This window comes from uncultured Bacteroides sp., assembly GCF_902491285.1.
GTDB lineage: Bacteria > Bacteroidota > Bacteroidia > Bacteroidales > Bacteroidaceae > Bacteroides.
Window position 1 is genome coordinate 1 of sequence record NZ_CABUHK010000025.1, and the last position, 13,043, is coordinate 13,043.

General features: G+C 40.7%; 7 protein-coding genes and 3 pseudogenes. 9 read left to right on the plus strand and 1 reads right to left on the minus strand.

What is annotated here, in order from left to right; all coding sequences use genetic code 11:
* Positions 1-100 precede the first annotated feature (100 nt).
* From RDN93_RS08525 to RDN93_RS08560, 9 genes and pseudogenes are all read left to right on the plus strand, one after another.
* Entirely contained in the window at positions 101-1,060 is a 960-nt protein-coding gene (locus RDN93_RS08525; RefSeq protein WP_044919641.1) for a phosphodiester glycosidase family protein, read from the plus strand.
* A 13-nt stretch (positions 1,061-1,073) separates the two neighbouring features.
* Complete coding sequence (locus RDN93_RS08530) at positions 1,074-2,987, plus strand: BACON domain-containing protein (protein ID WP_308745117.1); 1,914 nt, start codon at positions 1,074-1,076, stop codon at positions 2,985-2,987.
* A gap of 84 nt (positions 2,988-3,071) precedes the next feature.
* The gene (locus RDN93_RS08535; protein ID WP_195402029.1) at positions 3,072-4,016 is read left to right on the plus strand and encodes a phosphodiester glycosidase family protein; all 945 of its coding nucleotides are present in this window, start codon (positions 3,072-3,074) and stop codon (positions 4,014-4,016) included.
* A gap of 42 nt (positions 4,017-4,058) precedes the next feature.
* Complete coding sequence (locus tag RDN93_RS08540; RefSeq protein ID WP_004323715.1) at positions 4,059-5,012, plus strand: DUF6528 family protein; 954 nt, start codon at positions 4,059-4,061, stop codon at positions 5,010-5,012.
* A gap of 6 nt (positions 5,013-5,018) precedes the next feature.
* A pseudogene (locus tag RDN93_RS08545) lies at positions 5,019-5,589 on the plus strand (glycoside hydrolase family 3 N-terminal domain-containing protein); the annotation flags it as partial.
* Positions 5,565-5,699, plus strand: coding sequence for a fibronectin type III-like domain-contianing protein (locus RDN93_RS22085; RefSeq protein WP_349894419.1), 135 nt, complete (start codon positions 5,565-5,567; stop codon positions 5,697-5,699). The pseudogene RDN93_RS08545 and the gene RDN93_RS22085, both read left to right, overlap by 25 nt.
* A 24-nt stretch (positions 5,700-5,723) precedes the next feature.
* Entirely contained in the window at positions 5,724-8,303 is a 2,580-nt protein-coding gene (locus tag RDN93_RS08550; RefSeq protein ID WP_270592602.1) for a glycoside hydrolase family 3 C-terminal domain-containing protein, read from the plus strand.
* Between the two features lie 4 nt (positions 8,304-8,307).
* Complete coding sequence (locus RDN93_RS08555) at positions 8,308-10,731, plus strand: PQQ-binding-like beta-propeller repeat protein (RefSeq protein ID WP_308745118.1); 2,424 nt, start codon at positions 8,308-8,310, stop codon at positions 10,729-10,731.
* Between the two features lie 515 nt (positions 10,732-11,246).
* Positions 11,247-11,549, plus strand: a pseudogene (locus tag RDN93_RS08560) (transposase); the annotation flags it as partial.
* A 21-nt stretch (positions 11,550-11,570) separates the two neighbouring features.
* Here RDN93_RS08560 and RDN93_RS08565 read toward each other — a convergent pair.
* A pseudogene (locus tag RDN93_RS08565) lies at positions 11,571-12,806 on the minus strand (site-specific integrase).
* Positions 12,807-13,043 lie beyond the last annotated feature (237 nt).

The following is a 13,043-nucleotide window of genomic DNA, read 5'->3' on the forward strand; positions in this document are numbered from 1 at the left end:
AACTAAATTTCAAATATTTCAAAGAACTCTTTTAGATTTTAATGGGACAGCAATGGAAATAAATAGTCAATTACTGTAAATGAAAAGAAAAATGGAAAATATGAAATACACTATGTCATACATTGCAAAGAATTTTCGAGTAGCATTGATGCTGTCACTCATGATGTTATTGTGTAGCTGTTCTAGTGAAGATAAATTGGAGCTTCACAAAGGAGCCACACTTCCTATTATGCAAGGAATAGCCGATAATGTGCCTTACATTCAGTCGGTAGAAAAAGAATTAACTTACGACTTGTATGATGGGGTACGCATTACCGATGTCATCTTTACCTATTGCGCCAAACCTACCCGTATGATTATTGCGGAAGTAGATTTAAACAAGAATGTGACCATAGTTACCTCTACACCTGATAATAAGCCGGAGGTGGGTAAAATTCTTCAACAGGTAACTGTGCAGGCTGAGAAAGCCGAAGCAGCCGGACGCAAAGTGATTCTGGGAACTAATGGCGACTTTTATTCTAAGAAAAATGATCTTTGGATTCCTGGTGGGTTATTCTACAAAGATGGTGTAGCCATCAAGACTGAAATAGGTTGGGAGGCTGATCATGTATTCTATATGCTCAAAGACGGTACAGCACATATTACTTCTGTTCCCGAGTTTAAATTGGTAGAACAAGAGGTAGTGCATGCTATTGGTGGTTGGCAAAGAATGGTGCAAGACGGCGAGGTAGTGAAGAGCTTTACTGTAAATGACAACGCCATGCAATTCCATCCACGTACCTTTGTAGGTGTATCTGCCGATAATCGCAAGGTTTATCTATTTGTTGTTGATGGTCGTCAGCCCGAATATTCTAACGGTATGCGTCTTGAAGACATGATGTTACTCTGTCAAGGTGCTGGTTGCTACCAGGCGTTCAATATGGATGGCGGTGGTTCTACCACTATGGTACGTCGGGTAGAAAAGGGCAGTTCTGTATCATTTGAGGTAATGAATCAACCTTCAGACAATCCTGCCAGATCGGTGATAAACGGCTTGCAAGTTATTGAAAAAACTAATTAAAAAACGGAATAGTATGAATACATATAATATGAAATTCCATGCTTGGTTTAGGGAGGTGTTGGGGTTGTTCTTGGTAGCTTTCATAGCTTCGTGTGATGACTCCGATTTGATACGTCGCGTTGAACCAACTCTTGAAATTCAAGATGAATTGTTGATGGGGCCTGTCGCTTCTCGTCAGGTAATTGATTTACACTCTTCGTATCCATGGTTTGCCGAAGCTTCCGCTTCATGGATTAAACTGAAACGCTATCGTGGGCAAAGTTTGTTGCCCGACTCTATAGTGGCTGAAATCGAAGAGAACCCGGAGATGGCATTGCGTGAAGGCTGGATTGAGATTCGTTTGATGGATCAAATGTCGAAACGCATTGTTGTGAAACAAAACGGTCGTGGTTCATTGATTACGTTATCTAAGGAGGTACTTTACTTTAATATTAATGGTGGTGAAGCTGTTTTGGATGTAGTAACCGATCTTGAATGGAATGTAGAAGAGGAACAGATTGGTGGATTTACCTTTAAGAAAGTAGACGATACTCATTTGAAAGTTAAAGTAGCTAAGAACACCACTGGGGCCGAAATAAGAAAGAGTGTTATTTTATCCGACACGGGTAAAACTACGGAAACCAAATTGACAATTGTTCAGACCAATGTGGAAAAGATGTTGTCTATTTCTTTATCCGAAACAGAGAAAAATATGATTACCGACAAAAAAGGAATGCAATTTAATATTCCAGTCTCTTTAAATATACAATTTGATTGTAAGGTTTCTCATTCTTGGATTCATGTGGGTGAACTGCCTGAGTTTAGCGGTGATATTGTGCAGGATGTAAACATTCCTATCGAACTGGATGCTAACGACGGATTTGAAGACAGAACAGGATATATAGTTGTCAAGAATCAGGGCGATGTGGTAGAAGTATCGGATACTCTCTATGTTACTCAGCGTCTCTACACTCAGATTGTTTATGTGAAAGCTGGAGCCAATGGTGATGGTTCTAGCTGGGAGAGAGCGTTTGGCACTATCGAAGAAGGTCTGTCAGCCTGTGCTCACTATGGTGATATGCAAATGTGGGTAGCTGCAGGTGATTATTATTTGAAAGATTGGATTGAATTTAAGAAGGTGAATTTTTACGGTGGTTTTGAAGGAAAAGAGACTACAGTGTCTGAACGTACCATGAAGCGTAAATCTATTCTTCATGCTGCATCGTCTAATGTTTGGCCTTCTGTTTACATGTATAAATTGACAGAAGGTGCAACACGTGTTGTTGATGGTTTTGAATTTGTAGACTCTAAGGGAAAACAAGGTGAAGGCGCTTTGGTAGCTTATGAGTATTGGATGATTAGAAACTGTGTGGTGAGAAATAATACTTGTGCCCGTGATGCTGGTGGCGCATATTTTTTGTGTACATTGATTAACTGTGTGATACGTGATAACGAAACATTAAGTACATCTTCTACAATGAATGTTCAACAAAGCACTTGTCTATATAATGTGACTGTGGTCAACAATAGAAGTGCTGGTAGTAGTGCCGGTGTTCGTTTAGGTTCTGGTACCTGCCAGATGGTGAATTGCGTGGTATGGGGTAATGTTCATACTAAAGGTGATTTACACAGTGGCTATTTGGATCAGAACAAGGCTGCTATTTTTAAGAATTGTGCTATTCAAGGCGGATGGATTTATAATGGTGGAAATACTCCTCAAGTTTCTAATTGTATTAATCTGAATACGGATAATGCCGCTACCGATGGTCCTCAATTTGCTGATGTAGCAGGTAAGAACTATCAGCCCACAGAGAACTCTCCGTTGGTTGATGCTGGTTTGAACTCTGTGGTAAAAGATTGGAACTTGCTACTTGATATTCAAGGAGGTGCTCGTATATCAAACGCTGGAATTGATATCGGTGCATTTGAGTGGCAAGCCAATAAATAAAATATAGTGTAATATAGAAAGCAATTCTCTATAGTTCATAATAAAGAATTGCTTTCTTTATTTGTTTACCTAATTAAAAATAATATGAAAAGTAAATTCTTAACAATGAAGTTTATATTGGGAGCACTGATATTATCTTTTAGTTGTGCTTGTTCTAATAGTAATTCTGAAGAGGCTATGCCACAAACCGCCATAGGACGGCAATTGGTTGAATCTGGTATGGCCAATGATGTGACTTTAGATAACGAGAGTGTAGTGCGTGATGGGGTAAAACTGAATGAATTGGCTTTTAAAACGTTTGGAGAGTCTCAGCATATTTTCGTGGCTACAATCGACTTAAACAAACTTACTTTTACTCCGGCTACAAAAGACGATAAGAATGTACCGGCAACAGGGCCTGAATCTAGTGCGCCTCTCCCGATTCATGCTTTTGCGGCCGAGGCAAACGGCAAAACTGTTTGGCTGGGTGTGAATGGTGATTATTATGCTGACACACGTCGTGTTATGGGGGTTTTCTATAAGGACGGAGTGTGTATTAATTCGCAGTATTTTGAAGGGCACGATGAGGTGTTGTATCAACTGAAAAATGGTGAGACCTATGTGGGACAAGCTGATGAGGCGTTGGCTCACGAAGCCAATCTGTTGCATGCGTTGGGAGGATATGGACTATTAGTTAAAGATGGGGTGGTTCAAAATTCTTACGAAGAAATGGGTGATTTGCAGAATACCCATCCGCGTACTAGTGTAGGGCTTTCTCAAGATAGAAAGACCATGTATATATTTGTGGTGGACGGTCGTCGAAAAGACTCTTTCTTTGCATTGGGACTTACTTTGCCCCATCTGGCTTCTATGATGAAGGCTGTGGGATGCTATAATGCTATCAACCTTGACGGAGGAGGATCAACTACGCTTATAATCCGAAAGGTGAATGATGGTGGGAAGCCGACTTTTCCTATTTTGAATACACCGGCCGATGATCGGGTACCCCGTAAGGTTACCAACAGTATGTTGATTATAGAAAAGAAGTAATTGTATAAAGCCGACTTAATAGATTTAAAAGAAAATAGAATAATGGAAAAGATTTTATATGCCGCTATGTGTGCGATATTGTTCCTTTGTTGTAGTTCCAGCGATGAATCCGAAGCAAATTCCCAATCCCCTTTTACGCTTCCTGACAAAGCAATTGTACTGGCCGAGCAAGCCTCTAAGTCAGTTGTGATACTCGATGCTTCCACTTATCGTACTGTATGGAGTTGGAATCCGGAGAAGGCCGGTGTACCCTCCAATTGTCAAACATGGTTTCACAATCCTAGTGAGGTTAAGCCAGTGTTCAACAATCAGTATATCTTGATGACTGCATCAGGTGGTGCTGTAGCTCTTATACGTATTGCCGACAGTAAATTGATGTATTATGCGTATGTGGGTGAAAATCCACACTCCGCAGAGATTTTGCCCGATGGAAATCTCGTGGCTGTATCGTCTACCGATGGTAAGTTACGTACATTTATGACTGATACTATTAAAGGAACGGGCAAGTGGTTTGCCTCTTACGAGCTTCCTAGTGCCCACAACGTGGTATGGGATCTCCAAAGAGAGTTGCTTTACACCACCGAAGGGATTAAATTGTGTACTTATAAGTACAATTTCAACCGCAAGGAACCTAGATTGCAAGATCGAAGCGTAATCTTCGAATTACCCAACACCGAATCGTGCGGGCATGACCTTTTTCCCGTGTATAACAAGATCGATGTGCTATGGATCACTACTAATGAGAATGTGTGGCAATATGATATAAAGAATAACAAAGCTGAATTGATTTACCCGCTTTACGCTGTGAAGAGTGTGTGTAACAGTGCCGACGGGGTACTGATGTTGTATCCTACTACCGAGTGGTGGTCTGATGGTCTGATAAACGAGAAAGGTAAGAAACTATTTAACATCTACGGCGCTAAAATCTATAAGGGTCGCTGGGTAATGAATAATACCTTCAGCTACCCCAAGGAGCATAAACCCAAGTTTGAGTAATATATAATGAAAGTATGGATATTAGGAGCAGTGGGTCTTTGGACGATATGTAGTTTTGCACAGCAGCAAGAGGTTCCCATTTATTTGGATAATAATCAACCTATAGAGAAGCGTGTGGAAGAATGCTTTGGCACGCATGATTTTGGAAGAAAAAGCGGTAATGACCCATGCCCAATCTAAGTTCAGTTCTCCCGGTGTTCTTCGTTTAGGGATTCCTGAAAACTGGATGTCTGATGGTCCACACGATGTACGTGAAGAACTGCTTTGGGATCAATGGAATATAGCTAAGTGGACGAATGATTCTTGTATTGCCTTTCCGGCATTAACCTGTTTGGCGGCTACGTGGAATCCCGAATTATCTTATATATATGGAAGCAATATTGGAGAAGAAGCACGCTACCGCAATAAGAATGTCCTATTGGGGCCGGGAGTTAATATCTATCGTAGCCCGCTGAACGGCCGGAATTTCGAATATATGGGAGAAGACCCATTTGGGGCATCCCGTATGGTAGTACCTTACATAAAAGGTGTACAGAAAAACGGAGTAGCTGTATGTGTGAAACATTATGCACTGAATATTATGACGATGAGAAACACGAATGGGTGGTGGAACCGGGAGAATTTCGAGCTTTAATAGGAGCCTCCTCAGCCGATATTCGTAGTAGTGTAAAGTTTAAACTTAGATAAATAGATTAACCAAAATAAGAGAATATGAAGAAATATATAGGCCTCGTACTAGTGGCGATGTTGGGCTGTATACTTACAGTTAACGCACAGCAATCATTTTCTTATAAGAATCCACTTCTTCCTACAGAACTAAGAGTGAATGACTTGCTGGGCCGGATGACACTGGAAGAAAAGATAGCTCAGATTCGTCATTTGCATTCGTGGGATGTGTTCGATGGACAGATCCTGAATCAAGAGAAGTTGGATAAGATGTGCGGTGGAATAGGATATGGGTTCTTTGAAGGTTTTCCATTGACGGCTGCAAGCTGTCGTAAGACTTTCCGTGAGATACAAACCTATATGGTAGAAAAAACACGTCTGGGTATTCCCGGATTTCCGGTTGCCGAATCTTTGCATGGAGTGGTGCATGAGGGAACAACTATCTACCCTCAGAATATCGCGATGGGGAGTACTTTCAATCCAGAACTGGCTTACGAAAAGACTAAACATATTGCAGGCGAACTGAATACGATGGGAGTGAAGCAAGTGTTGGCACCTTGTATTGATGTTGTACGTGATTTACGTTGGGGACGTGTAGAAGAGTCTTTTGGTGAAGATCCTTTCCTTTGTTCAAAGATGGCGGTTGCTGAGGTAAAAGGATATATGGAACATGGAATTTCTCCGATGTTGAAGCATTACGGTCCGCATGGTAATCCTTTGGGTGGATTGAATCTGGCTTCGGTGGAGTGTGGTGTACGTGATTTATTTGATATTTATTTGAAACCATTTGAGGCTGTGCTTGCTGAAACTGAAATTATGGCTGTCATGTCCAGTTATAATTCTTGGAATAGAATTCCTAATTCTGCTTCTCGTTTTATGCTGACGGATATTTTGCGCAATAGATTTGGTTTCCGGGGATATGTTTATTCGGATTGGGGAGTTGTCAGTATGCTGAAGACTTTCCATAAGACGGCGGTGGATGATTTCGAAGCGGCCCGGCAGGTTTTGACCGCCGGAATGGACGTGGAGGCTTCCAGCTCTTGCTATGCAGTGCTGGCTGATAAAATACGGAATGGAGAGTTTGATATCAGCTATATCGATCAGGCCGTGAGACGAGTGCTTCGTGCTAAATTTGAATTGGGGTTATTTGAAGATCCCTATCAGGAACAAGCAGTCTATCGGCTTCCTCTCCGTTCGAAAGAAAGTGTGAAACTTTCACGTAGGATTGCAGACGAATCGACCGTATTGCTGAAGAACGATGGACAGTTGTTGCCGCTGAATGTTCGGAATTTGAAGTCAGTAGCGGTGATTGGTCCTAATGCGGATAATGTACAATTTGGAGATTATACCTGGAGTAAAAAGAAAGAAGATGGAGTGACACCGCTTCAAGGAATCAAAAACTTGTTGGGTGATAGGGTGAAAATCAACTATGCTAAAGGATGTTCTTTGGCTTCTTTGGATACTTCGGGGATAGCGGAGGCTGTGGATGCTGCCCGTCATAGTGATGTTGCTTTGATATTTGTGGGGAGTTCGAGTACAGCGTTCGTACGTCATACTCAAGAGCCGTCTACTAGCGGAGAAGGAATCGATTTGAGTGATATCTCTTTGACCGGTGCACAAGAACAATTAATACGTGAGGTTTTTGCTGTGGGAAAGCCGGTGGTTGTTATATTGGTGGCAGGAAAGCCTTTTGCCATACCTTGGGTGAAAGAGAATATTCCGGCGATATTGGCGCAATGGTATGCTGGCGAACAGGAAGGAAACTCTATTGCGGATATTTTGTTTGGCAATGTGAACCCTTCCGGAAAACTGACTTTTTCATTTCCGCAAAGTACGGGGCATCTCCCTGTCTATTATAACTATTTGCCTACGGATAAAGGATATTATAAAGAGCCGGGAACTTATGAAAAGCCGGGAAGAGATTATGTTTTCTCAAATAGTTCCCCGCTATGGGCATTTGGATATGGATTGAGCTATACTCAATTTGAATATCTGAAAGCTGTTACAGATAAGGAACTCTATCAGGCTAATGATACCGTTTGTGTGACTGTTCAATTGAAAAATACGGGGAAAAGAACCGGGAAAGAGGTGATACAGGTATATATGCGAGATGTGGTCAGCTCGGTGATGACACCGGTGAAGCAGTTGAAAGGTTTCAGAAAAGTAGATTTACTTCCCGGACAGACACGGGAAACGACTATAATGATTCCTGTTCATGAATTTTATCTGACAGATGATTTGGGCAATCGTTATCTCGAATCGGGCAAATTTGAATTACAGGTAGGTACTTCTTCCGACCGGATTTATTTCAACCTTCCGGTGTATATCGGTTCTTCCGGAAAGGGAGGACAGACGGTGTCCGGTACTTCTTTCAAATCACGGACAGATGGAAAAGTGATTCAAGTAAAAGGAACTGTCCGTGATATACAGGCAACTCCGCTTGCCAGAGTGAAAGTCCAGTCCGAAGAATCCGGTGAAAGTGCGTTGACTGACTATCGGGGCACATATACTATCAAGGTGAAAGATAATGGCAGACTTATTTTCTCGAAAAAAGGATTTGCCGATAAAACAATAGAAGTAGAGGGGCAGACTGATGTCAGTATTCAAATGGCTAAAGGTGAGTAGATACATGAAATACTGTATGGCTATTGGTTTGCTGGGTAGTATGACTTTACAAGCTATGGCTCAATATACAGGAAAGGTTTTCGTTGATGAGAACAGAAATGGTCTCCTCGATGAAGGTGAAAAACGATTGCATCGGGTCTCTGTTTCCGATGGGTTAAATGTGGTACAGACAGATTCAAATGGCGCATATCAATTGCCCGGACATTCCCGTATGCATTTTCTGTTTATTACTACTCCTTCCGGATATAAGACTGATAATGCCTACTATTACCGGATAGAGAACGGTCGTACGGAATACGATTTTCCGGTATATCCTTGTTATGGAGGAATTCAAGCTGACGGTAGTCACCGGTTTATACATATCTCTGATACAGAAATACGTGGAAAAGAAGGGAATCAAGCGTGGGTGGATAATCTCCGTGACTATTCGGCCAATGAGAAAATAGCTTTTATCGTGCATACAGGGGATATTTGTTATGAATCGGGACTGAACAGTCATATAGGCTTGCTGAATACCGCTTTGATGGAAGACACGCAAATCTTTTATGGAATAGGCAATCATGACTTGGTGAAAGGTGCTTATGGGGAAGAACTTTTCGAGAAACTCTACGGACCGGTATTCTATTCATTTGATGTGGGGAATACACATTACATAATGACACCTATGCTTCATGGAGATTATTTACCGGAGTATACTAAGGAAGATGTATATCGCTGGATGAAAAATGATCTTGCTTATGTAGGCAAGGAGAAGTCGATCATTGTTTTCAATCATAGCCTGCCGGAAGATACGGTAGCTTTTAAATATGGTATGAGTGATACGGAGTATATAGATTTACCGGCTATGGGATTGAAAGCTTGGTTGTACGGTCACTGGCACGTAAATCATGTGCATAAGCATAAAGTGACAGGGGTGTATACTATCTGTACCTCTACGCCTGCTTGTGGTGGTATTGACCATGCACCTTCTGCTTTTCGTGTACTGACTGTTGATACAGAGGGAAACGTGGCGTCCGAGTTCCGATACAGTTATCTGTCTCCTTCATTACATATTGTTTCGTTGGAGAATGGACAGCTGCCAACACTTCCTTCCGGAAAGATTCCTTTGTCCGTCAATGCCTACTCTACGGTTTCCCCAATACGAACCATGCGTTATTGGTGTGAATCGGAAGGTAAAAAAGTTCTTTCCTCCAATCTTTTGAAACGTCAGAGTGATTTCAATTGGTATGCGGAAATTCCTTTGCTTTCTCAATGGGAACATCGGCAGCTTACTGTAATAGTGGAGGCATTTTTCAATAATGGAGAGGTAAGGCGATGCAGGCGTTCGTTTTTTTATGAAAAGCCTGAAAGGAAACAATTGCCTTTGCGGTTGTCATGGATTAAAAATGTAGGCGCTTCTATTTTTATGTCTGCTCCTTTGGTATATCGGAAATGTCTCTTTACGGCATCGGTCGATGATAATGAATCAGGGAAAGCGGCTGTAGTGTGTATGGATGCGCAAAATGGAACAGTCTGTTGGCGGTATTCACTTCGTGGCTCTGTACGCAGTAGCATTGCGATTGCTGATGGACTGGTCTTTGCCCAAGATGTACATGGTTACCTATATGCGATTCAAGCAGAAACTGGGACATTGGTTTGGGAAAAAGATTTAAATATCGGTGTACTTCCTCCTTTGAATGACGGGCTGGTTGCTGCTTCGGATGTAGTATATGCCGGTACAGGAAAATCCTTATGTGCCTTGAAAGCAGCTACGGGGGAACTTATTTGGAAAAATGGAGCTTGGAGCAGGGGGGAGGGATGCGTGGCAACACTTTCTCTTGGACATAATATTCTGATTGGGCATGCAAACTGGAAGGGGTTGTATGCCAATAATGCAGTTAATGGTGAGTTGTTGTGGGAGAATAAAGATGCGGAATTAAAATATCGTTCGGCCTCTGTTGCTTGGGAAGGAGAGAATCTCTATCTTCTTTCTTCCCATTCCTTTTTTATATTGAATTCAAAGAACGGTGAGATTATAGTACGTAAAAAAATGAATTGTTCGGTCGATGTGAATTCAACTCCTTTAATTACTGAATCCGAGATAATATTTGGAACAGCTACTAATGGAGTCATAGCTTTAGACAAGCAGACCTTAGAAGAGAAATGGAATTTTAAAACAAACCCCGCTTTGATTTATACATCTCCTTATTCTAAACCATCATCTTCAACTGTAGAGACTAGTCCAGTGTTGGTTGGAGATACTATTTTCTTTGGGGCTTCTGACGGAATACTGTATGCATTGAACCGTATAAATGGCAAACTGCTGTGGAAATACCAAACCGGTGTACCCATATTTTCTACAGTATCTATTGCGGGAAACGCTTTGTATGTAACAGATTTTGCCGGTAATGTGTATGGGTTTATAATGAATAATAAAACACAAGATTAACGCGAATTATCGTAGATTATCACAGAAATGACTTTATAAGTTGTTGATTATTATATCAATATAGGGATATTCAATAAATGTCTTAAAAAAATACGATGGCATATGAAGATGATGTCCTAATATCGGGATGGGACTATCCATCTGATTGTGTAAATAGAAAGAGGCTGTCTCAAAATAGAATTTCAAGAACGAAAAACTTATAGATTGAAATCTCTTTAGAAAAATCCCCTTATTTTGCCCTTTCTTATTAAGGAAATAAGGCTAAAATAAGGGGATTCTTATACTTCAACTTACAGATTATAAGTAAGGCTGCCTCATTTTTCTATTTTGAGACAGCCTCATTTCTATCAAGAAAAGGTCTGCATGTATATGCGCCACCTTTTTTCAAAGGCTGTCTCTTATAACCGCTTTGTGGAATTGGAAAAGAGGTGGCCATCCCGTTGGCTTTGTTTATCAAAAAGATACTTTTAGGCAAATGTACAGGCATCAGTTTCGTTGACAGTACTCCTTTACGGGTATGCAAGAACCTCTTTCAAAGATTGTTTGTCAATGGCATACAGCTTATAACCAAGTTAAAAAGCAATATGAAAGGAACGTTGATGTCACTTTCAGACAAACTCCTTCTTAGGAAACGAACCATTATAGAAACCGTTAATGACGAACTCAGGAATATATCACAAGTGGAACATTCAAGACATAGAACCTTTGATAATTTCATTGTCAACCTCTTGGGTGCAATCGCAGCATACTGCTGTTTTCCAAAGAAGCCGTGTATCAATGTTACGAGAACAATTGATATACAGCTTGCCTTATTTTGAATTTGTCGAACTCACGTTAATTTATTGTGTCAATTGCTCCTTAACATGAATCATGGATTTCTTTAGGCTTGCATTCATTACTCGTGCGTAATGTTGCGTCATTCGTGTGGAAGCATGCCCAAGCATAACCGATACATCTTGTGGGGGTACATTGTTAGCGAGCGTAATGGTAGTCCCGAATGTATGCCGGGCAGTATGAGTGGTGATATTTTTTTTAATCCCGCAGAAATCTGCTATTTCTTTGAGATAGCTGTTCATTTTCTGATTGCAGGGAACTGGGAGACAATATCCTTTTTTGATACAGACAGGATTATTTTCATACTTTTTTAGTATGGCAAGCGGAACGGGAAGTAGAGGTATGTTACAGATTGAAGATGCTTTACGCCGATGCATCAGTTTGATTCTTCCTTTTCTGATCCACTAGTCTCCATTATTATCTTGCACCATATCTTCTTTTTTGAGCGTGGACACATCGACAAATGCCAGACCGGTGAAACAGGCGAAAATGAAAATATCCCGTACCAGTGCCAGTCGGGGTATAGTGAATTCCTTATTCATAACGGTCTGTAATTCGTCATATGTGAGGAATACAGGAGCTGTTTCATCCTGTTCCATTTTGTATCCATAAAACGCATCTTTCTTCATCCAACCTTTTGCCAGTGCCATATTTGTGATTTTCTTGAAACATTTCATATATCGTACAATAGTGTTGCGGCATAAACCGACTTCTGTTTTTAAATGAAGGTCAAAGGCTTTTATGAATTCCGGAGTGAGTTCATGGAAAGTAATATCTTCTTTGTCATAAAATGTAGGAATGGAATTTTCGAGTTTTTTCAGTACATTTTTGTAACGGTTGATGGTCACTGGTGCATAGTCAATATTCACAACTTTCTCCATCTCCTTGATTTCTTGTCGTATTGCTCCAAGCAGGGTACGCATTTCCGTATCCTTACCGAATACACGTTTTAATATTAAGGAGGGAGTGGATATTGCCTGCTCCAGTATAAGTTCCTTATACTTTTCCAATGCTCGCGTGGCTAATTCAGATAAATAACTGTTGAGTTCATTGGAAGCCCGGTCTTTTCCTTTACTACATCCTTTGGCTGCGTTCCACAGTTTGAGAGGAACGCTTCTTTGGATTCGTGTTTCTTCGTATTGACCGTTAATTGTGATTCTCATTAGAATAGGTGCTTCACCATTTTTTAATAATTTCGTTTTGAGAACGAAAAACAGAATCTTCATTGTTCCTTGTTTCATAACCTTTTTTCTTTAAGTTGGTAAATACAATTAGTTATTCTGTCAACTTGAAAGATGAGTTGGAAGTCGGTAAAAAAGTTAAAATCGGTGGCTTTTTGGTAGACATGGTCTGAAAAACCACCGTTTTTTTTAGTTTTAAGATTCTCTTTGTTTTCCTTCATCTTATATTTGTCAGTAAAGGAAGAATCTTTTTTGCTTTTCTTTTTTCGCTGTTTCCATTACATTCAAGCAGGTATG

What these genes read in the sequence shown, in the direction of transcription:
- RDN93_RS08525 (WP_044919641.1), top strand. Translation starts at nt 101, where the DNA reads ATGAAATACACTATGTCATACATTGCAAAGAATTTTCGAGTAGCATTG.
- RDN93_RS08530 (WP_308745117.1), top strand. Translation starts at nt 1,074, where the DNA reads ATGAATACATATAATATGAAATTCCATGCTTGGTTTAGGGAGGTGTTG.
- RDN93_RS08535 (WP_195402029.1), top strand. Translation starts at nt 3,072, where the DNA reads ATGAAAAGTAAATTCTTAACAATGAAGTTTATATTGGGAGCACTGATA.
- RDN93_RS08540 (WP_004323715.1), top strand. Translation starts at nt 4,059, where the DNA reads ATGGAAAAGATTTTATATGCCGCTATGTGTGCGATATTGTTCCTTTGT.
- RDN93_RS22085 (WP_349894419.1), top strand. Translation starts at nt 5,565, where the DNA reads ATGTGTGAAACATTATGCACTGAATATTATGACGATGAGAAACACGAA.
- RDN93_RS08550 (WP_270592602.1), top strand. Translation starts at nt 5,724, where the DNA reads ATGAAGAAATATATAGGCCTCGTACTAGTGGCGATGTTGGGCTGTATA.
- RDN93_RS08555 (WP_308745118.1), top strand. Translation starts at nt 8,308, where the DNA reads ATGAAATACTGTATGGCTATTGGTTTGCTGGGTAGTATGACTTTACAA.